The 20,082-nt window shown below is 58.3% G+C and carries 18 protein-coding genes and 1 riboswitch; of the genes, 10 read left to right on the forward strand and 8 right to left on the reverse strand.

The window, feature by feature from the left end; genetic code table 11:
• The first annotated feature begins 132 nt into the window (after positions 1-132).
• The 4 genes from RBT76_09305 (at position 133) to RBT76_09320 (ending at position 3,560) form a co-directional block, all read left to right on the forward strand.
• Positions 133-2,193 (forward strand): thioredoxin domain-containing protein, encoded by a 2,061-nt coding sequence (locus RBT76_09305; protein MDX9857975.1) that lies wholly within the window; start codon positions 133-135, stop codon positions 2,191-2,193.
• 49 nt (positions 2,194-2,242) lie between these two features.
• Positions 2,243-2,662 (forward strand): OsmC family protein, encoded by a 420-nt coding sequence (locus tag RBT76_09310; GenBank protein ID MDX9857976.1) that lies wholly within the window; start codon positions 2,243-2,245, stop codon positions 2,660-2,662.
• Between the two features lie 60 nt (positions 2,663-2,722).
• Positions 2,723-3,121 carry a DUF302 domain-containing protein gene (locus tag RBT76_09315; GenBank protein MDX9857977.1) on the forward strand — a complete coding sequence of 133 codons (399 nt, stop codon included), beginning with the start codon at positions 2,723-2,725 and terminating at the stop codon, positions 3,119-3,121.
• Positions 3,122-3,356: 235 nt separating this feature from the next.
• Complete coding sequence (locus tag RBT76_09320; GenBank protein ID MDX9857978.1) at positions 3,357-3,560, forward strand: zinc ribbon domain-containing protein; 204 nt, start codon at positions 3,357-3,359, stop codon at positions 3,558-3,560.
• A gap of 160 nt (positions 3,561-3,720) precedes the next feature.
• On the opposite strand, the gene RBT76_09325 is transcribed toward RBT76_09320, so the two are convergent.
• A complete protein-coding gene (locus RBT76_09325) occupies positions 3,721-4,491 on the reverse strand; it encodes a class I SAM-dependent methyltransferase (protein ID MDX9857979.1) in 771 nt (256 codons plus the stop codon).
• Between the two features lie 184 nt (positions 4,492-4,675).
• Here RBT76_09325 and RBT76_09330 point away from each other — a divergent pair, with 184 nt between their 5' ends.
• From RBT76_09330 to RBT76_09345, 4 genes are all read left to right on the forward strand, one after another.
• Positions 4,676-5,104 (forward strand): NfeD family protein, encoded by a 429-nt coding sequence (locus RBT76_09330; protein ID MDX9857980.1) that lies wholly within the window; start codon positions 4,676-4,678, stop codon positions 5,102-5,104.
• Positions 5,105-5,125: 21 nt separating this feature from the next.
• Positions 5,126-6,067: an SPFH domain-containing protein gene (locus RBT76_09335; GenBank protein ID MDX9857981.1), complete on the forward strand. Its 942-nt coding sequence runs from the start codon at positions 5,126-5,128 to the stop codon at positions 6,065-6,067.
• 207 nt (positions 6,068-6,274) lie between these two features.
• Complete coding sequence (amrB, locus tag RBT76_09340; protein ID MDX9857982.1) at positions 6,275-7,726, forward strand: AmmeMemoRadiSam system protein B; 1,452 nt, start codon at positions 6,275-6,277, stop codon at positions 7,724-7,726.
• Positions 7,727-7,893: 167 nt separating this feature from the next.
• A complete protein-coding gene (locus tag RBT76_09345; protein MDX9857983.1) occupies positions 7,894-10,221 on the forward strand; it encodes a hypothetical protein in 2,328 nt (775 codons plus the stop codon).
• Between the two features lie 19 nt (positions 10,222-10,240).
• On the opposite strand, the gene RBT76_09350 is transcribed toward RBT76_09345, so the two are convergent.
• Positions 10,241-11,638 carry a sodium:solute symporter family protein gene (locus RBT76_09350; protein MDX9857984.1) on the reverse strand — a complete coding sequence of 466 codons (1,398 nt, stop codon included), beginning with the start codon at positions 11,636-11,638 and terminating at the stop codon, positions 10,241-10,243.
• Positions 11,639-11,648: 10 nt separating this feature from the next.
• Positions 11,649-14,159 (reverse strand): TonB-dependent receptor, encoded by a 2,511-nt coding sequence (locus tag RBT76_09355; GenBank protein MDX9857985.1) that lies wholly within the window; start codon positions 14,157-14,159, stop codon positions 11,649-11,651.
• A 91-nt stretch (positions 14,160-14,250) separates the two neighbouring features.
• A riboswitch (TPP riboswitch) is annotated at positions 14,251-14,346 on the reverse strand.
• 166 nt (positions 14,347-14,512) lie between these two features.
• Here RBT76_09355 and RBT76_09360 point away from each other — a divergent pair.
• Both RBT76_09360 and arsM read left to right on the forward strand, forming a co-directional pair.
• Positions 14,513-14,797, forward strand: coding sequence for a metalloregulator ArsR/SmtB family transcription factor (locus RBT76_09360; protein MDX9857986.1), 285 nt, complete (start codon positions 14,513-14,515; stop codon positions 14,795-14,797).
• A gap of 23 nt (positions 14,798-14,820) precedes the next feature.
• On the forward strand, positions 14,821-15,657 hold the full coding sequence (gene arsM, locus RBT76_09365) for an arsenite methyltransferase (protein ID MDX9857987.1): 837 nt from the start codon (positions 14,821-14,823) through the stop codon (positions 15,655-15,657).
• A gap of 77 nt (positions 15,658-15,734) precedes the next feature.
• On the opposite strand, the gene RBT76_09370 is transcribed toward arsM, so the two are convergent.
• Genes RBT76_09370 through RBT76_09390 form a run of 5 tightly spaced genes read right to left on the reverse strand, consistent with a single transcriptional unit; the run spans position 15,735 to position 20,080 of the window.
• Entirely contained in the window at positions 15,735-16,523 is a 789-nt protein-coding gene (locus RBT76_09370; protein ID MDX9857988.1) for a GNAT family N-acetyltransferase, read from the reverse strand.
• A gap of 19 nt (positions 16,524-16,542) precedes the next feature.
• Positions 16,543-16,746, reverse strand: a complete 204-nt coding sequence (locus RBT76_09375) for a transcriptional coactivator p15/PC4 family protein (GenBank protein MDX9857989.1) — start codon at positions 16,744-16,746, stop codon at positions 16,543-16,545.
• A 19-nt stretch (positions 16,747-16,765) separates the two neighbouring features.
• Positions 16,766-17,263, reverse strand: coding sequence for an adenosine-specific kinase (locus RBT76_09380; GenBank protein MDX9857990.1), 498 nt, complete (start codon positions 17,261-17,263; stop codon positions 16,766-16,768).
• A complete protein-coding gene (locus RBT76_09385; protein MDX9857991.1) occupies positions 17,256-18,077 on the reverse strand; it encodes a hypothetical protein in 822 nt (273 codons plus the stop codon). The genes RBT76_09380 and RBT76_09385 overlap by 8 nt, the downstream gene beginning before the upstream one ends.
• On the reverse strand, positions 18,074-20,080 hold the full coding sequence (locus RBT76_09390; protein ID MDX9857992.1) for a peptidylprolyl isomerase: 2,007 nt from the start codon (positions 20,078-20,080) through the stop codon (positions 18,074-18,076). Before RBT76_09390 ends, RBT76_09385 begins: the two co-directional genes overlap by 4 nt.
• Between the last annotated feature and the right edge of the window lie 2 nt (positions 20,081-20,082).

The raw sequence follows: 20,082 nt of genomic DNA on the forward strand, positions 1-20,082 counted from the left end.
AAAGCGCGGTTTTGAAGCCGATGACACAGCGGCCTTGACGGCCGGAGAAACCCGGGCCTGATTCGGTCATGGGCATGGCCGTCTTAGTGACACGTGCAGCACCATTCAGTGAGAGAGTGGAAGGACCATCTTATGTCAGCCAGTTTGTCCGGTAACCATCCGTTTACCAATCACTTAATCGGTGAGAACTCGCCGTATTTGCTCTCCCACGCGCACAATCCGGTCAACTGGTTTCCGTGGGGGGAAGAGGCTCTCACGAAGGCACGACAGGAAACGAAGCCGATTTTCCTCTCAATCGGCTATGCGGCCTGCCACTGGTGTCACGTGATGGAAAGGGAGTCCTTTGAGGATCCGCAGATGGCCGAAGTTCTTAACGAGCATTTTGTGTCGATAAAAGTCGATCGTGAACAGCGTCCCGATCTGGACCACATTTATATGTCCTTTACGCAGGCGCTTACGGGAAGCGGGGGCTGGCCGATGTCGGTTTTTCTGACGCCCGATCTTAAGCCATTTTTCGCCGGCACATACTTTCCGCCGCAGGACGGTATGGGACGACCGGGATTTCTTCGTGTGATTTCTGAGATTGCGAAGGCCTGGTATGAATCGAGACGCGATATCGTGGAATCGTCAGAGGATATTTTCTCGAAAATCTCCACCGCTCTGGCGGTGAGCGCCCCGCCCGGCGGCCTGAGCCGAGAGATAATCGGTCGCGGCGCCGAAGGGTTGCTTGGCCAGACCGATCCGATCCATGGCGGTATCGGAGGCGCTCCCAAGTTTCCGCACGCAACCGAATTATCGCTCTTTCTGCGTTACTACCGGTCCAGCGGAGACCTTCGGTTCCTTCAGGCCGCGGAGAAGGCATTGATGGGGATGGCCCGGGGCGGCATTTATGACCAGATCGGCGGCGGGTTTTCGCGCTACTCGGTGGACCAACGGTGGCTGGTGCCGCATTTCGAGAAGATGCTCTACGATAACGGCCTGCTGGTCGCCACGTACGTGGAGGCCTACCAGATAACGGGTAACCCGTCTTACCTTGAGATCATTCGAGGCACTCTCGACTTCATTTTGCGGGAGTTGACTGATCCGGGCGGCGGATTCTATTCGGCGCTCGATGCGGACAGCGAGGGCGTGGAGGGCAGGTTTTACGTCTGGACCAAAGCCGAAATCGACGCGCTGCTTGGGGAAAAATCCGCGGATTTCTGCGCCTTCTACAACGTAACTGAGCGCGGAAACTTCGAAGGACACAGTATCCTGAATATCGACACGACCTCTGACCGGATACGGCAGGAGAGTCCGCGACCAGACTTCGACATGTTTCTGGCTGAGTGCCGCAACATTCTCTTCGAAGCCCGGTCCCGGCGCGTGCGACCACTTACCGACGACAAGGTTTTGACGTCGTGGAACGGGCTCGCCCTTTCCTCGCTGTGCCGGGGATATCAGGTCAGTGGGATGGACCGCTATCTGGACGCCGGCCGGGCCAACGCGTCGTTCGTGCGGGACGAGCTGTTCCGGAACGGCGCGCTCATCCACTCCTGGCGGGATGGGAAATACAGCGACGGCGAATTCCTGGAGGACTACTCCTACTACGTTCGGGGTCTGCTGGACCTGTACGAGTCCGACCCGAGCCGTGAGAATGCCGGATGGCTAACGTTTGCGGGCACACTGGCGGAACGGGCAATTCGCCTGTTTCTGGACGCGTCGGACCGGTTCTGCCTTCGCCCCGACGGACAATCAGATCTTATCATGCGGCCGCGCGACGAGCACGACGGCGCGCTTCCAGCCCCGGGCTCCGTTATGATGATGAATCTGCTTCGTCTTCACCGGCTTACCGGAGTCGAATTGTTTGGCCAGAAGGCCGATGCGGCGATTCGGGCGGTTTCCGGAACAATTGCGCGGATTCCCAATGCGATGGCATCGGCGCTGGCGGCAGTCGACATGTGGCTCGGCGACAGGATCGAATTGGTAGTGATCGGTGAGGGGCCACAGCGTGGCGCGATGCTCGGGGAACTCTATCGCCGGTATTTGCCCAACCGGGTTGTTGCAATCTCTGCCGATGGGTCTGCTGAGCTTCCGCTTTTCGCCGGCCGATCGGTTGCAAACGGCGACTGCAAGGTGTATGTTTGCAGGAATTCGGTCTGTGATCTGCCAGCAGGCACGACGGAGGAACTCCGCGAGCATATGGGGCGGTTATAAGGCCAGTACTGGACACGGGGAGACAGCCGACTGACGGCAGGGATGGGATATGGTTACGGTGAAGATGGTTTGGAAGGGGGGGGTGGCGTTTGAAGGAACCGGTTCGTTCGGGCATACGCTCCGCACCGATGTAGCCAAATCGGCGGGCGGAGACGAGTCCGGGTTTCGGGCCACGGAATTGCTGCTCTTTGGAATGGCGGCCTGCACGGGAGTCGATGTCGTGCGAATCCTCAAAAAACAACGGCAGGAACTGACGTCAATGGAAATCGAAGTCAACGGCTACCAGAACGACGAGTATCCCAAGCCGTTTCATACAATAGAGATAACGTATCGCGCCCGCGGCAGGAATCTCAGCGAAGATAAGCTGGCCAAAGCGATCGAGTTATCCGAGAGCAAGTATTGCGTGGTGAGTCAGACCGTAGCGCGAGAAACCACTGTCATCACGAGATTCGAGATCGATCCGGAATAAGGCTGAATCAAATCGGTGACGCTCTAATCTAATCGGAGAGGAGTAAACACAGGTATAGCCATGGCCGATAGAGAAACTGAACTGGCGTACTCGCTGGGCACGGTCAAGCCGTTCGCTGATGTTGTGGCGACGCTCGAAGACAAGGTGGCCGAACATAAGTTCCGGGTGCTGGCGGTACACGATGTACAGAAGACCCTTGCCGAGAAGGGGCTCACCCGCGGGCCGCTGAAGATTATCGAAGTCTGCAACGCGGTGTTTGCACACCAGGCACTGCAGAAGGATGTCGATGTGGCCATGTTCATGCCGTGCCGCTTCACGGTTCATACCGACGGAGCCCGGACATACATCACGCTGGCACGACCGACCATGATCGCGCAGATGATGCCGGGTATTGGGCTGGAGCCTCTGGCGACCGAGGTCGAGACGACCCTGAAGAAGGTCATGGAAGAAGTTGTGTAGGTTGTAACCCGTGCTGCCCGGAGCCCGTGGATAGACCTGGAAAGAGGCGATGAAAAGCAGAATACAAAGAACCGCCCTGTATACGATCGTGGGTGGTGCGCTCGGGTTCGGGTTGTCCATGGCCTACCGTTACCTGGGCTCCACCTGAATGATCATGTGCAACCCCTGGATTCCGATGACCGCCGGGGCGTTGTTCGGGGCCGTGTCGTCCCTGTCCGATTAGGAGTGCGAGAGTATGCCGTTGTTTGAATATCAGTGCGCCGAGTGCGGCCACAAGTTTGAGGAACTGGTCCCCAACTCGGAGACCAGAGTATCCTGTCCGCAGTGCAAGTCGGCGGAGACCCGGAAGCTACTGTCCGTGTTTTCGTCCTCGATGGGGTCATCCGGTTCGGCTGCGCCGAGCTGCGGGGCTCGTGGCTGTGGCAGCGGGTTCTCCTGAGCGAGCTAGCTGAGCGCTCACGGTCGTGAGCACACAGAGTGCACTCCGGAACCTATTCGCCGCCCGCGGAGAAAACACAAATCGGTACCACGCACGATTGTGTCCACCCTCCCGATTGCCTATCGCAAGTGAGCGAGCGGCCGTTCACGTACCTCTAAGTTCACCGTTTCTTCCGCGCGACCACGCATATCCGGTAGCAGTCTCTGGTTGGTTTCTCGAACGTCCGGCATCGATAAATCGCACGCACAATAAACCCGGCTTCGCGCAGCAACTTCCGGATAATACTGTTCGGATACGCCCGTTCGGTATGAACTTCCGTGAAGCGGTCCCACAGTCGGCCTTTCCGGACGAAAAACGTTGCCTCGCAGTCAGCGGATTGGGTCCGCTCATCGTAGGAGTTTTTCCATACCCACGCCAGATCGTCGCGGGCGTCGGCGTAGACATGCCCGTCCCAGAGCACGGTCAGTGCTTTCGGGGTATTCATATCGAAAATGAACCAGCCGCCCGGTCTCAGGTGAGCATGGACCGACACAAACGCGGTTTTCAAATCTGACTTCGTGAGCAGGTAATTCAACGAATCGTAGAACGAGGTGACCAGATCGAAACCTCTGCCGCGTCGCGTGTCATTCGGCAGCGGTATGCTGAACGTCGGCAGATGGCGGCGATATAGGCGGGTCCCGGTGCCGGCCAGTTTTTTCCGGGCCAATCGCAGCATATCGGGGCTTTGGTCCACGCCGGCCAGGCGCCACTTGCGGCGCGAGAAAAACGCGAGCGCGCTGCCCGTACCACAGCACAAGTCGAGTGCGTCCTCTACCGCGATATCGAACCGATGCGTCAGGCTCACGGTATACTCGGCCATTTCGATGGAGAAACGGTCGGCTCCCATGGCGTCGTATACGTCGGCGAACCGCCGGTACAGCTTCCGGTTCATTTCCCTCCCGCAGGTAAAGGGGGGTTAATTCGCATGACGGTGCCCCGTTTTTGTTGACATTTCAAGACTTCACCGGCTTTCATTACGCGACGGCACCGTCTGAATAAACGACGGGGTTTATGGTATACCAAGACAAAAGTCCGGGGGATTGCGTGAGTCGTTTCCCCTCACACGGAGTTGGATCATGCCGACAATGTTCTGGATCTGGCTGGCGGTTGCCGCCATCTTCCTGATAATCGAACTGGCCACCCCCACGCTGATTTTCATAAGCTTCTTCGCCGGTGCGGTGGCCGCCGCGCTTTACAGTCTCGGCTCGCCGGCCGGCTACTACTGGCAGCTCGGCATCTTCGTCATCGTCTCGGTGGTGCTGCTGCCGATGATGCGCCGACTGGCCAAGAAAATCACCAAGGAGCCGGCGCAGTTGTCGAATGTTGACCGCATGATCGGCGGCGAGGCGTTGGTGGTGAAGGCGATCGATCCCGATGCTGACGGCCAGGTGCGGTTTGAAGGCGAAGTGTGGGTGGCCCGCGCCGACAGGCCCATTGCCGAACATGCCCGGGTTGTAATCACCGCCGTCTCCGGCGTCAAAGTCCACGTCCGACCGAAAGAATAGCGTGCTGCAAGAGGAATAACGATGGATCCAGTTATCATATTTATCGTTGTCGCCATCATCCTGGCGATCATACTCGCGATATCCGCAATTCGCGTAATCCGCCCGTATGAGCGCGGGCTCGTGGAGCGTCTCGGGCGGTTCCAGCGTATACTCGACCCCGGTCTCAACATGGTGATGCCGTTTGTCGACGTTGTCCTGAAAGTTGATATGCGCGAGGTGGTGCTCGATGTTCCGTCGCAGCTGGTTATCACCCGGGATAATGTCAACGTCGAGGTGGACGCGATCATTTACATTCAGGTGACCGATCCCGCCCGGGCGCAGTACGAAATCACCAATTACATTATGGCATCGACCAAGCTGGCCCAGACGAACCTTCGCAATGTGATCGGGGAACTTGATCTCGACGCCTGCCTCGCATCGCGCGACAGCATCAACCTGCAGCTTCGCGACGTGATGGATCAGGCCACCGACAAGTGGGGCGTGAAAGTCAACCGGATCGAACTGCAGCGAATCGATCCTCCGGCGGACATCACGGACGCCATGTCGCGGCAGATGAAAGCCGAACGGGACAAGCGGGCGGCGATACTCGACGCCGAAGCCGTTCGTCAGGCGCAGATTACCAAGGCCGAGGGCTCCCGGCAGGCGCAGATTCTCGAAGCCGAAGGATTTGCGGAGGCGGTGCGGCTCAAGGCCGACGCGGAGAAATATCGTCAGGTGACGGTCGCCGAGGGTGAAGGGCAGGCAATCCTGACCGTGTTCAAGTCCATTCACGACGGCCAGCCGGACGACAAGCTGGTCACTTTGAAGTATCTCGAGATGCTTCCCAAGCTTGCCCAGGGCGACGCGAACAAGGTCTTCCTGCCGTACGAAGCGTCGGGGATCATCTCGGCACTGGCGGCAATGGTGGACGGCGCCAAGTCCGGGAGTCCGGGGCGGGCAAAGACAACCTCGGCAACATCATGACGCCGGGTTTGTCAGCTCTTAGCAACGCATAGATTCCTGCGCGGGGCGGCCCGTGGAGACCGCATGCCCCCTTGCCAGCTGGACAGGTCATGCAGCCATTTCGGATTATGCCGATTAATACGGGAACAGATGCTCCTTACACTCGTTTGACAAGCGAGGCAAAATACTCTACCTTTGGAGCCGCGAGAGCACGAGGAATCAATCGGAATGGAAGCGCCTGTAACCAGAATACGAAAACCCGCCGTTGCCGGGACCTTCTACCCCTCGAACGCCGTCGAACTGACCAAGACGATCGCCGGGTTTTATGCCGAGGTCGACAAGGCAGCGCTTGACGGCAGCCTGGTTGGACTGGTTGCACCGCATGCCGGTTACCCCTATTCCGGTCGGGTCGCGGCCAAGGCGTTCAAGCTGCTCGAGGGGGAATCGTTCGACACGGTTGTGGTCGTCTCCCCGTCCCACACGGTCTTTTTCAAGGGGTGTTCAGTATTCGAGGGCGACGGTTACGAGACGCCGCTCGGCGTGGTATCCATCGACAAGGAGCTTTCCGGCAAGATAGCCGACATCAACCCGCTGGTGTATCTGTCCAGCATGGGTCACGCCTCGGGAACGACGCGTGGCGAGCATGCACTCGAGGTGCAGCTTCCCTTCCTGCAGATCGCGCTGGGGAAGTTCAAGCTCGTGGCAATAGTGATGGGCGACCAGGAGGAAGATTCGATCCGGGCTCTGGGGGAGACGCTGGGATCGGCGCTGAAAGGCCGCAATGTCCTCGTCGTGGCCTCGACCGATTTATCGCATTTTCACACGGAGAAGCAGGCTCGGCGGCTCGACCGCGCGGTGCAGGAGGCAATCGAGAAATACGATCCTGACCGGTTGATCGAAACGCTCGAAACCGGTAAAGGCGAAGCCTGCGGTGGGGGTCCCGTGGCTGCGGTCATGCAGGCCACACGGCGGCTTGGCGGGCGGACCGTCCGTTTCCTCGATTACTCGACATCGGGAGAGACCACCGGTCAGTTCGACGAGGTTGTGGGTTACCTCTCGGCGGCGATCATCACCGCTGAGAAGCCGAGGCAGGTGCAATCCGAGATGGGAATGTTGAAGGCGCGACCGCGCACAGCGGATGAGCTGACCGATGACGACCGTGCGACGCTTTTGCGGATTGCACGTGACGCTGTTCGAGCCCGCCTTGAAAATACGGAATACACACCTCTGCCGAACGCTCGACTTGATTTCGAACAGGGGGCATTCGTCACGCTGACTACAGACGGCAGCCTCCGGGGCTGTATCGGGCAGATCCGCGGTCGCGAGCCGCTGTACAAGCTGATTGCCGACATGGCAATCGCTGCGGCATTCGAGGATCCCCGTTTCGAACCCGTTGCCGAATCCGAATTCGACCGGCTGGAATTCGAGATTTCGGTGTTGTCGCAGCTGGAGCGCGTTCGTGACATCAATCAGATCGTGGTTGGGCGCGACGGCCTTATGATCAAGCTCGACTGGCACTCCGGGCTTTTACTGCCGCAGGTCGCGACGGAACACGGCTGGGACGTCACGGAGTTTCTGGAGCAGACCTGTCTCAAGGCCGGTCTCGGTAAAAACAGCTGGAAGGACAAGTTCGCGGAGATCTACAAGTTCTCTGCCATCGTCTTCGGCGCATCCCGCTAGTCCCTCGCAGACTGAGTACGCGAGTCCCCAGCGACCTGAGAACTCGACTGCAATAAATCGACCGGTTAGACCATTTTTTCACAACCCGGTCTCGGCAAATTTCGTATTCGAAACAGACCGGGGTGATCGACACCCCGCAGCCACTGTTCGCCGGGAAGGGTCTGTCCATGATACGACACCGTTTCTTGATTATCTCCCTGCTATCGCTGTCATTGATCGCACAGGAGTTGTCCTGGACGCGCGTTCTGTCCGCAGAGTTCTTTTATACCTTTGCGTTTCTCGTACTGTCGCTGGCCATGCTCGGTCTCGGTATCGGGGGACTGCTGGTGAGGCTTTGCAGCAGCCTCGACCGACCAGAGCGCCTGTGGGTGTACCTTTCACTTACGGCTGTAGCCTCGATGGCGGGTCCGCCGGCGGTCTTCGCGCTCGGACTGAAATTTTCGGCACTGTTTGCCGGCTGGGAGATGATCGGGAAGTTGGTCATCGCGATCGTCCTGCTCAGTTCTTCCTTTCTGTTCGGCGGCATTGCGCTGGCGATCCTGTTCAAGCACAATCACCAGGACATGCCGCGCCTGTACATGGCTGATCTGCTGGGGGCGGGCGGCGGTGTAGTGGTGGCGCTGTTCATGATGAACCAAATCGGCACGCCGCAGGCGGTATTCCTGCTGGTTATCCCGACGCTGACGGCGGCGCTCCTTGCCGCTCGCGGGGCGTGGAGAATAACGGCAGTGCTGCTGGCCACCGGCGCGATAGCGCTCAGCGTCAGGGGTGACCAGGTGCTCGAGCTATCACGACCGGAACCGGCTCCGGTTATTTACAAGCATTGGGACGCGACGGCCAAGATCAAGGTATACGGCTTCAGCGAGGATTATCGCGGCCTTAATATCGACAACATCGCAAACTCGCCTGTCTATCGTTTCGACGGCGTCTGGGACCGGCCGGATTCGTTGCGGTACGAGTTTGGAATCGACGTTTCCTGGCTTATAGGACAGTTCGATTCGTGTACGTTTCTGTCGCTCGGGGCAGGGGGAGGATCGGATGTCCTCCAGGCGTTGCAGGCGGGAGCCACTGAAATTCACGCCGTGGAGGTTATACCGCATGTCAACCGGATGATGCTCGAGGACGATTTATCGGGTTATTTCCAACCGGCTACTGGAAACGACGCTGCAGACTCTGATTCGGCGACGAACGACAATCCCGCGCCGACCAGCGCCATGTCTCTGGCCGAGTTCTCCGGCTATATCTATCGCGATCCTCGGGTGGTGGTGGCAACCGAGGATGCGCGCGCCTATGTGCGGCGTTATCCCGGAAAGTTCGACGTCATTTACTCACTGAGTTCAAATACGTGGGCGGCGCTGGCTTCGGGATCCTTCGCATTGGCCGAGAACTACTTGTTCACCACCGAGGCGTTTCGCGACTACTGGTATGCCCTGTCCGACTCCGGATTTCTTACGATGGAACATCAGTTCTACATGCCACGCATGGTCTCGGAGGTGGTCGACGCGCTGGCGGCTGCGGGAGTCGACTCGCCGCGAGATCATTTCGCGGTCTATAATCTTCCGGCCATGCGCCGAAACCTGTTGTTGCTTTCTAAACGCCCCCTTACCGATTCGATCCGATACTACGCGTTTGGGGCTCTGACCCCGGACAGACACGAAGCATTACATCTCTTGTATCCGGCGGCTGATTCGCTCTCCGAAAATCTCATCAACCGGGTCGTTCGCGACGGTTGGCGCGCACACGCACTGGACGCCGACATCGATCTCTCGCCGGCCACCGACAACCGTCCGTATATCGCCCAGATGGGGCTGTGGCGCAATTTCGATTCTGCTGCACTCGACAAAGTGCTTCCGTACGAGTTTTTTGGATTTCCCCTCTCCACCCTCATCATCGTGGTGATCCTCGCGACGGTTATCGTCCTTGTGATTCCTCTCAATCTTTTGCCGTACGCCCTGTCAGCGAGAAAGCTGCGGGCGGCCCCATGGCTGTACTTTTTTGCTATCGGCGCGGCTTTCATGGCTATCGAAATTGTCTTGATACAGAAATACACGCTGTTTGTAGGTCCGTCTGTTTACAGCATTGCAGTCATCCTGCTCTCACTGTTGCTCGGATCGGGTATCGGATCCCGCTTCGCCGATCGAGTGCCTGACGCGTTGCCGTTTCTTGGAATCGCCGCATGGCTGTTCCTTGACGTGCTCTTGTTCGAGTGGATCTCGTCGGCGCTGGCAGGCACACCAATGTCTCTGCGCATGTCTGTCACGGCCGGGATGGTTCTTCCACTGGGCTTTCTCATGGGCATGCCGTTTCCGAAGGGTACGCTTCGCGTTAAGGATCTGATCGACTGGGGATTTGCCGTTAACGGCGCCGCCTCCGTGGTTGGATCCACCGTCATCCTGCTGGTCGCGTTCAACTACGGCTTCACAGTATCGCTGCTTCTGGCCGGCTCCGTTTACCTCGTTGCGTTTGGCCTGTTTTCATTGAAAAGGGCATGGTGACGGGGTATGTGGTCACCTATCACACGGCGCGCATCGGGAGGTTGTCCGCATGCTCTCCTCGGAACCACCAGACGAGAAGCGAGACGGCAAGACCGGGGAAAATCGGCTCGAGGCCGAGCCAGTACGTGCCATCCGTTGTCCAGTATTGCGACAGATACCACGCCAATGCGGTCCCGCCGCTTAAAACGATGCTGGCCGGCGCCGAAGCCGCAGTGAAACGACGCCGGCCAACATGCGAGAAAAACACCGGCGCAAGAAGCGCCGGTGTTCCTATTGATCCAAACAGATACCAGATTTCCACCACCGACCGGAAGTACAGAGCCAGCCCCACGGCCAATGCAACCGACACGACCAGCCCGATTCGGGTGTAGCTAGTGGTGGCATGGCGGCTCTCCAGCCCAAACGTTCGCTCGACGATATCCCGTCCGAATGTGGAGGCCGCCAAGAAAGAGTACGAATCGATGGTCGACATGATGATTGACATCATCGACAGTGCGAACAGCCCGAGCAGGCCGCTGGGAAGGACCAGCTCGGCCAGCGCGGGATAGGAAGATACCGGGTCGGCCAGGTCGGGCAGCAACGCGCGGGCATAGAGGCCGCACGCGGTCGTCATGAAGTCAAAGACGGCCCAGCAGGCGATCGAAATGAAAATACCGGTGCGCGCGGTAGTCGCCGATTTCGCGGCGTAACACCGCTGATAAAACGCCGGCTCAATCAAAGTTGAGAGGGCGATAAAGTACCAGGTTGCGATGTACCAGCCGGTGTTGCCGCCGTGCCAACTCAATGCCTCCGTCGGCACGCGCGGCACGATGAAATCGATCGTGCCGTATGTCGTAATCAGCAGGCCCAGCAGGACGGCAAACCCCACGTACATCAGGGCGAACTGAAACAGGTCGGTGCGAATAACCGACTGAAACCCGCCGAGGTAAACGTAGCAGATGGAGAACAGCGTGCCGCCGACCACGCCGAGCCAGTACGGCCACCCGAATAGGTATTGGCACAGCACTCCCAGCATGAGCACGTATGCAGCCGGTACGGTCATCAGGAAGATGATCACGGCACCGGCGGCGGCGGTGCGATTACCGTATGCGGACGCCAGTCGCTCCGGAATCGTGAGCACTTCCGATTGTCGCGCCTTTTTTGCGAGGAAGATCGCAAAAAGCGCGGCTGCAACGTAGTACGGAAGCCCAAACACGAGCCAGGTCGACAGGCCGTGCTGATAGCTGAACTCTCCGACCCCCAGGATGCCGCCGTACCAGGTGGACACCAGCGACGCGACAAACGCAGGCAGCGTCAAGGTGCGACCGCCTACAATCAGTTCGGCTGCGCCCGCAGTCCGTGAAAGGCGCGTGCGAAACCCCAAATAGAGAAGGGTCGCCAGGTAAGTAGCTATGAGAGCATAATCGAGTAGCTGCACCGTGGCTCCGTCAGAACAACTGCCATTTCAGTTCGGCGAAATACGACCGCTCCGGACCGACAAAGTACTCGCCTTCGGTAATGAGATCGTCTCTTTCTACAACTACGCCGGGGTCGGTCGCGAGACCGTAGCTGTAGCCGTATCCCGACGCGATATAGTCTTCGTCAAAAAGGTTGTCTATCTTCATGGCGATTGTAACGTCACCCAGACCGAAGGCATTGCGAATCGTATAGGCTGCGCTTATTGCGGCAGTCGCGTATTGATCGATCGCCAGCGAATCGATGTTTAAGACCTCGACGTACTGCTTGCCGACCAGGCGCATGCCGATCGCGCCATAGAATCCGCCGTGTGTGTATCCGATCCTGAGATTCGCGATGTACTCCGGAAAACCGGGGACAACATTGCCGCTGAAGTCGATAGAGTCGCTCACGCCGGTCGGCGAATCGTCGAAGTAATACACATCGAACGTGTTTTTGAATTCCTCGATGCGATTGTGGTTTACGGAGAAGTTGCCCGTGATATCCAGCGACGGATGCGGTTTCGCCGTGAGCGTCAGCTCCGCTCCGCTGTGTACGGCGCGGTCCGCGTTGACGGTAATGGCCAGACCGTTTTCGGTACGCCCGCCGTACGGGATAATCTGATTTTCGAAATTCATCCAGAAGAGATTCAAGCCAATCCCGATCGATTCGGACCGATACACACCGCCCACTTCCAGGTTGAACAGTCGCTCATTTTCCACGAGCGGGTCACCGAATATAAACCGGGTCGAGTCGTCATCAACCGACACAACTTCCAGGGACGGCAGGATGGTCGGGTCGTTGGCGTCATAAATCGAAGCGTCGGTCGGCATGCGCGACGAGACCGCAAGATTCGAGAAGACATCGACCCGGTCGCTGACCGCATAGCTGACACCGAGCCTCGGGGAGAAAAACACCCAGTCAACGTCGTAGTCCAGCCCCCGGTACATCCCCATCGGTACCTGGTCGAAGCGGTAGTCCTGATACCGCACCTGCGCAACCGCCTGCGCGGAAATCCGATCCGTGATACGATAATATTCCTCGGCAAATACGGAAACGGCCCGCTTCCTGCCGAAGTATTGGTAGTACTTGTACTGCGGGTCGATATCCGACGCCAGATGCTGCGCCCAGACCATCAGACCGTAGTGATCCGAGTCAAAGAAGTAAAACGAACCCCCAACCGAGTGGCGTCCACGGTCATGACTGATATCGAGTCGCGGATTCCACCCGACCTGGTTCTTCTTCACCCATTGCTGCCGCACGATGTCACCTTCGTCGTAGGGCTCCCCCGTATCCGGATCGTCGCTGATAACTGAAGGATCGACACCGTACTCGGCGAACGTCTCGCCGGTTTTCAACTGCTCGTAGTAGCCCGTCCCGCGGATGTAGTACAGGGTATTGTGCAGGGTCATTCGCTCGTTGAGCGTATACGCGTTGTGCAGGTGGTAATGAGGCTGATTGAAGTTGTCCGTTTCGTTGCCGTAGGTGAGCGGGTTGTGGCGACGGTCGGCCCGGATGTCGTCCAGAGTAGAACCGTAATACGACAAGTGCGTCTTGATCGGACCGCCGTAGATATACAGCTCCGTGGTCATATTGGGATCGAGCCGTGCGAGCGAGAAGTAATACGACCAGCCATTGTACCAGCTTCGATGGCGATAGCCGCCGGTCTTCTGCCGTGAAAACCGCCCGCCGAAGTGCCAGGCGCCGTCGACCAGTCCCGATGAATATTCCACGCTCTGCTTGTAGATATCCGACACGCGTTTCCCGTCGTGCGTAAGCTCACCGTACCCGGTGGTGACGGTCGCCTGACGGGGACGCGCCAGCGCATTGGTTACGACGTTAATACTGCCGCCGAAGGAGCCGTCACCGTACAGCGAGTTGCCGACCCCGCGTTGAACCTGGATGTCAGAGATGTTGGCGGCGAAGTCAGGAAGATCGACGAAATAGGTCGCCTGGTCCTCCGGATCGTTCAACGGCACACCGTTGATATATGTAGTCACCTGTTTGTCGGAGAAACCTCGGATCAACGTGTAGGAATATCCCAGGGGCGAGCCGCCGTCGGTGAAGGTGTGAAGATTCGGGGTGGGTTCCAGGAGTAGTGGAAACTCGCCCACCGTGTAGGTTTTCTCGATGTCGTCTTTGGACACATTTGAAAAGGCGATCGGCGAGACACCTGCCTCGGCGCGCTCGGCTCGCACGAGAATGGCGGATCCGCGGTAATAGCGGAGGTCGAGCACGACGGTGTCGGGAAGGCCGGTCAGGGCAAACTGCCTCGAGTGGTACCCTACCGAACTGAATGTCAGGCGGGTGACGCCGGGTGGGAGGTCGATGGAGAAGTGGCCCGACGAGTCGGTCAGCGTACCGATTCCGGACTGATTCGCGGCTACCGTGACGCCGGGCAAAGGCTCGCGATCGGTATTGACGACCGTACCCGCTACCGGGGCAGCCTCGGGGCTGCCGGCAAGGAACGCCGACAGCAGCAGAAGGGTGAACATGTACCTCATGACAGCAACCTCGCGTTAAACGGTTCGCGTTTGTGCAAGATTCCGTCCTGAGTCGATAGGTGAGCCTGCGGGAGCGCAGACAGGGGGATGTGAAACTACATCTCCGTTTCCCTACGCCGGTATTACCCGGATCAGGTCGAGGGGGTATGATCTCAGGCGGTGTTTTACGCCACCCCCAACGGAATTTCTTTTATCGGGAGTAAGGTAGGGCCGGATGGGGCGGAAGCGCAAGGGGTTTTCCTGAGCCTGTCCATACCCGCTTCGGTGCCGACAGGCAAAAATCTTCGTCACGAAAGGGAACCTTTCCGAACCCATTGACGTATAGATATATGTCTATTGATATGGAGGTTCACATGGATGATGCCTGCTGCTCGGTCTTTCATGCCCTGAGCGACAAGACCCGCCTCGCGATACTCGGAATGCTCAAGAAACGGGAATGCTGCGTCTCCGAGATCTGCGAACCGTTTGATATGTCGCAACCCTCGATCTCGCATCACCTTGACATCCTCAAACGGGCGGGGCTGGTGGAGTCGGAGAAGCGCGGCCGCGAGGTCTACTACCGGTTCAACGGCGACGCGATTGTCGAATGTTGCGGCAAGCAGTTCAAGGCGCTCGACCTCGTCATTTCGAAAAAGTGACCAATCACATAAAGGAAACCACTATGGCAACCAAGAGATCGTCCGAAGAAATCAAGGCCGCCGTCCGTGAGCACTACGGTAAAGCCATCACCCAAAAATCGGGCTGCTGCGGGCCCAACGTGCAGTCGCTCGATGCCGACGCGCCGGGCCGTTTTGTCGAAATGGCCGGATACAGCGCCGAAGAACTCAGGAATCTGCCGGGGGATGTCACCACGTTCGGGTGCGGCAACCCGGTCGCATTGGCCGGAGTAAAGGAAGGCCAGACCGTGCTCGATCTTGGCTCAGGCGCGGGTCTCGATTTGATACTCGCCTCGAAGAAGGTCGGCCCGAGCGGCAAAGTGATCGGGCTTGATATGACCCCGGAAATGATTGACACCTGCCGACGCAATCTCGAACGCGCCGGCGTGACCAACGGCGAAGTGCGATTCGGTGAGATGGAGGCGATGCCGGTCGCGGACGGCGAGGTTGACTGGATCATCTCCAACTGCGTCATCAACCTCTCACCGGACAAAGAGAAGGTGTTCGCCGAGGCGTTCCGGGTGCTCAGACCGGGCGGCAGGATGCTGGTTTCCGATATCGTGACGATCGATTTGCCCGACCAGTACCGCGACGATTTGGCTGCGTGGGCGGGATGTATCGCCGGGGCGGTCGAGGAATACGAATACATCGGCCTTGCCCACAACGCGGGATTTGTCGATGTCGAGATTGTCGACCGCATGGTGTACGGCGAGGAATCCGTCGATGCACTCGCGAATGACTCGTGCGGCTGCGGCGGCGGTCGCACGGTGAATGACGCCTCGATGAAGAAGTACGCCAACCGGGTGGCGTCGGTGAAACTAAGCGCCCGCAAGCCGGCCTGAGCGGAGTTCACGCTAACGTGTCGTGCGGTCGGGCAATTCCGCCTGACCGCACCGGATTTGATTCCGGCCCGGTAGCCTTACCGCTTGCGGGTGAAGAAGCCCTCTTCGTATTCGTGAGTACGGACGAAGCCGAGTTTCTCATAACATCGGATCGCCGCCTGATTGCCCGCCTCCACATTCAGCGCCACCCGTCGGCCGCCGGCCAGAAGGTCCTGAGTCAACTGCGACGTCAGGACGCTGGCGTAGCCTCTTTTTCGGTAGGCCGGTTCCGTGGCGATTCCGCCCAGCACCGCGATGCGATTGGCCGCGGAGTCGACATGGACACCGGCTATCGACCGCAGTTTGCCGTCCATACGCACCGCCACGTACCTCCCGGTATCGAGCATGCGTGACGCAAAGTAACCCTCGGGGTAGGCTGTATCATAGAGGTCGCGAACCTGCGGCTCGTGCGACCGATCGAGCCTCAGGATTTCGGCTCCGGGCTCGAGTGAGTGTTGAGACGGCACAAACTCCCGCACCGTCATTTTGTAGTGCGGGCCGAACGGCGTGCACTCATAGCCGCGGGACAGAATCGGCAGGGACGGCTTCTGGAAGTGGCAGTAAAACTCCACCGGGAGCAGGTCCACGAGTTCATCGAGCAACTGGTCGAACCGGTCCGATAACCCGAACGCGAGCACAGTGGGTTTGTCCAGTCCGGTGTAGACGAGCACGCAGTCAACGATATGGGGGCGATCGGCGTACAGCGAGGCCCACTGGCAATAAGGAAAGTGGAAGTCATCGAGATCGCCGATATGATACGCAAAAAGGACCGGATCCTTCTCGAAATGGCGCAGCAGCCGGTCCTTGTCGTCGGTGAAGACAATCATTGCGGTGGAGTTGTACTCGCTATTTGCCGTCCTTGATCTGATTCAGCGCCCCGATCACTTCGTCGAGCTGGTCGAGGCGGAAAGTCACGCCTTTCTTGGTCGGCAGCCATTCGTCTTCCTTGGAAAGGAAATAGATGCGAAGCGACACCAGTTGATGCCCCTTGTATTCGCTGTCTTCGATAATCAATTTCTCTGTCTGGGACCGTTCTAGTTCATATCGCATGGGCGAACTTGCCTTTCTCTTATCGTTTGTAGCCGATTTTTCGGAGGAACTCTCTCCGCTCGACTTTGTCCTCTTCGGACTCGATTCCCAGCGGCGTCTCGCCGTCGACCACACCGATCACACCCCGTCCCTGCCGGGTGTCGGCGACTAACACCTGCAGCGGATTGGCGGTGGCGCAGTAGATACGCGTGACTTCTTCGACCTGCTTGATCCGGTTGAGGACGTTGATCGGAAATCCATTCTTCATGAAGACGATGAAGGAGTGACCTGCGCCGATGTCAAATGCCGCTTTCTCCGCCATGCGGACCAAATCACGGTCATTGCCGTCGGACCGTACCAGCCGTTTCTGCGACGCTTCGCAAAAAGCGATTCCGAACGAGAGGCTCGGTGACGAACCGATCAACGCTTCGTACAGATCTTCAATCGTCTTGATGAAGTGCGAATGCCCCAGAATTACGTTACAGCCGTCGGGAATCGCCACGGCAACGACATGGATCTTCAAGGTGTTGTCAGTCATTGTCCTCCTCCTCGACAAACAAGGTATCGGGTATGGGGGTATTGATTTCAGGATTCCGGTAGTATTCCTGACCGGCAAATGACACACCGAACAACAACGCCGCCTTGCCCTTGCCGGATATTTCGAATCGCTGCGGCAGCCAGATACCATCCGCGGTCGGGCGCTGCACGAGTGTCATGTCGAGCCTGTTGAGCTTGAACATGGTCTTTTTGACCAGTTTCGCCGGCGAAAAATCTACCTGCACCAGATGAAATGACTCGCTGTCGAAGTACCACGTACCGTTCAACAGTGTGTCCGCTTTCTCACCGGCCTCGACCTGAAAGACATGGCAGTGGTAATCTCCCGATGGTTCGTCCTGGGTGCCTCGGTACGTGATCGTATACAAGGTCCGCATCTCAGGAAAGAACGGCTTGACCATCGGATAGGAGATGTCGAATGCTTTGCGGCTCTTCTTCTTTTTTCTCCGATCCTCTTCGGCTTTGCGGAGTTCATCGTCGCTTTTCAGTTCGTTGTCCTTATAGTACGCCAGGTACTCCTCATGAAAGAGGACCGTGTCAGGCAGATACTTGAGGTATATTTTCTTGTCGAACCGCTCTTTCTCCACAAAACCCTGATCGTCCTTCATCTCGCCTTCAGCATAGACGACGTCAAACGTAACGGTCGACAGGGCATTGCGCTGATCGAAATGGACATCAAGAATGCGCTGAATCAGTGCATCGGTATCGACGCCTGAACCATTTTGTGAATGCAGGGTAGTCAGCATTGACAGAACAGCACACGCGACAAGCGCCGCACATATGAGCATGCGTTTCATTTCGGTCCCTCTTGGATGATGACAGACTGGATGACGTCGCCGCGTTTGATGCGATCGACGACATCCATACCTTCGACTACCTGCCCGAATACCGTATACCGGGCTTCGAGGTGCGGTTGAGGCAGGAAACAGATGAAAAACTGCGAGCCCCCGGTGTCTTTACCCGACGTTGCCATACCGACCGAGCCGCGGCGGAACGGTTCGTCGGAATCCTCGTTGCGGATCGCCCAGTCCGGGCCGCCCCATCCGTCGCCGCGCGGGTCGCCTCCCTGTGCAACAAACCCCGGAATAACCCGGTGGAACTGCAAGCCGTTGTAGAATTCCGAGCGTGCCAGTTCGATGAAATTGAGGACGGTGATCGGCGCGACGTCAAAGTACAACTCGATATCAACCTCGCCGTGATCAGTTACGATGATAGCGTGCGGATTCAGGCGATACTTCTGCAGCGCTTTCAGCACATCGGCTTCGCTGAGTTGCGCCTTGATCGGGGTTATCTGGTGGTCACGATCTTCCCCGACGACGGTTTTGTATACCCTCGCCGCTTCCATCCGCACGACGTACGACGGGTCAAGAATTCCGGCAATCAGGATCTGCATTGCGATGGTATCCTCACCGGGGACCGGACCGAACAGATCACCGGTGACGTCGACTATACCACGGCGAAGTTCGTCCGCGGAACCCGCCGGATCGGCGATCATTGTCCGCAAAACCGAAAGGTACTTTCTGAGCTTTCCGGCACGAATGGATTCCAGTCCCATGTACTTGACGACATAATCAGGGTCATTGAGGGCTTCGTTGATATAATGCTCGGTGTTGCTGATATCGACCTTTACCAGTTGTTCGTAGGCTGCAACGCGCACGAGCGGATCCGGGTGTTCAAACAGCCCGCCGAGCCGACTCTGCACCCCGACGCCGCCGATCAGGCCGTACCCCCTGGCCACTGCCGCCTGCACGACCGGGTCCGGCTGGTCGTTGCGCAGCGAGTCAAGCAGCGCAATGGCACCGTCACCCTCTGCCTTCGCCAGGAACTCCGCCACTGCGGCTGTGACATAGGGCGACGAGAATCGAGAGAGCACGCGTCGCACGTCATCAGTCGACTTTTCTTCAACGCGAACTGCGCCAAGGGCAGCCAGCAAGTCGAGGACCAGCTTTTCGTCTTGTTCCTGACTGAGGCGGCGATAAAGCGCCTCGTATGACTTTCGGGAGTCGATGCGGCCGAGCCCGCTAATCGCCTGCGACACGACATGCAGATTCGCGTCGTTAAGGGCAATCGCATGATAGTGCTCGGCGCGTTCTGCCTTCATCGTCGAGAGAGCCCGAAGACACAGCGAGCGAATATAGGGATCGGGGTCGGAGAGGTTCTCGATATAGATCTGTTCCCCTTCGGGCAGCCCCAGTCGGGCGAGCGCATACAGGGCCGCCTCGCGGACCGACAGATCCTGCTCGATTCGATAGTGTGCCGCCAGCGCCGATCCTTTGTATTTCGCCCGCATATGAAACAGCGCATAACACGCCGCTTCGCGCACCTCAGGCGCCGGGTGCGTGAGGAATGTCTCCAGAAGATCGGCTGTGGTCGACATCGAGGAATCCGCCAGCCGCCCGGCTGATTCCACAGCAGCCGACGTGACCGCGACCGGGAAGTCCCATGTCTTGTCCAACAGCTGGTCGGCATACCGCTGCTGGCCGGTCAGGCCGATTCCAAATGCAGCCGCGCGGGCCACAATCATGGCGCTGTCATCGAGCATGTCGAAGAGCAACCCCGCGCTCTTGGAGTCGGCGGTGCGACCGATCGCCAGCGCCGCCTGACGGCGTACATCACCATGCGGCGAATTCAGGTACGGTCCGAGTTCGGCGCTGCTGACCCGCGTATCGCCCATGTGAATGACCCGCGCCTCAAGCTCCTGGGGCGTACGGTCTCTGAGCGTATCATAAAAATAGTATCCCAGAACGGCCAGGACGAGCAGGCCGAGGAAAACCGCGACTATTTGACGTGTTCCTGACATAG

This window comes from Candidatus Zixiibacteriota bacterium (assembly GCA_034003725.1).
Taxonomy (GTDB): domain Bacteria; phylum Zixibacteria; class MSB-5A5; order GN15; family FEB-12; genus WJMS01.

Excerpts from the sequence above, each read along its gene's own strand:
- RBT76_09305 (MDX9857975.1), top strand. The coding sequence starts at position 133 with ATGTCAGCCAGTTTGTCCGGTAACCATCCGTTTACCAATCACTTAATC.
- RBT76_09310 (MDX9857976.1), top strand. The coding sequence starts at position 2,243 with ATGGTTACGGTGAAGATGGTTTGGAAGGGGGGGGTGGCGTTTGAAGGA.
- RBT76_09315 (MDX9857977.1), top strand. The coding sequence starts at position 2,723 with ATGGCCGATAGAGAAACTGAACTGGCGTACTCGCTGGGCACGGTCAAG.
- RBT76_09320 (MDX9857978.1), top strand. The coding sequence starts at position 3,357 with ATGCCGTTGTTTGAATATCAGTGCGCCGAGTGCGGCCACAAGTTTGAG.
- RBT76_09325 (MDX9857979.1), bottom strand. The coding sequence starts at position 4,491 with ATGAACCGGAAGCTGTACCGGCGGTTCGCCGACGTATACGACGCCATG.
- RBT76_09330 (MDX9857980.1), top strand. The coding sequence starts at position 4,676 with ATGCCGACAATGTTCTGGATCTGGCTGGCGGTTGCCGCCATCTTCCTG.
- RBT76_09335 (MDX9857981.1), top strand. The coding sequence starts at position 5,126 with ATGGATCCAGTTATCATATTTATCGTTGTCGCCATCATCCTGGCGATC.
- amrB (MDX9857982.1), top strand. The coding sequence starts at position 6,275 with ATGGAAGCGCCTGTAACCAGAATACGAAAACCCGCCGTTGCCGGGACC.
- RBT76_09345 (MDX9857983.1), top strand. The coding sequence starts at position 7,894 with ATGATACGACACCGTTTCTTGATTATCTCCCTGCTATCGCTGTCATTG.
- RBT76_09355 (MDX9857985.1), bottom strand. The coding sequence starts at position 14,159 with ATGAGGTACATGTTCACCCTTCTGCTGCTGTCGGCGTTCCTTGCCGGC.
- RBT76_09360 (MDX9857986.1), top strand. The coding sequence starts at position 14,513 with ATGGATGATGCCTGCTGCTCGGTCTTTCATGCCCTGAGCGACAAGACC.
- arsM (MDX9857987.1), top strand. The coding sequence starts at position 14,821 with ATGGCAACCAAGAGATCGTCCGAAGAAATCAAGGCCGCCGTCCGTGAG.
- RBT76_09370 (MDX9857988.1), bottom strand. The coding sequence starts at position 16,523 with ATGATTGTCTTCACCGACGACAAGGACCGGCTGCTGCGCCATTTCGAG.
- RBT76_09375 (MDX9857989.1), bottom strand. The coding sequence starts at position 16,746 with ATGCGATATGAACTAGAACGGTCCCAGACAGAGAAATTGATTATCGAA.
- RBT76_09380 (MDX9857990.1), bottom strand. The coding sequence starts at position 17,263 with ATGACTGACAACACCTTGAAGATCCATGTCGTTGCCGTGGCGATTCCC.
- RBT76_09385 (MDX9857991.1), bottom strand. The coding sequence starts at position 18,077 with ATGAAACGCATGCTCATATGTGCGGCGCTTGTCGCGTGTGCTGTTCTG.
- RBT76_09390 (MDX9857992.1), bottom strand. The coding sequence starts at position 20,080 with ATGTCAGGAACACGTCAAATAGTCGCGGTTTTCCTCGGCCTGCTCGTC.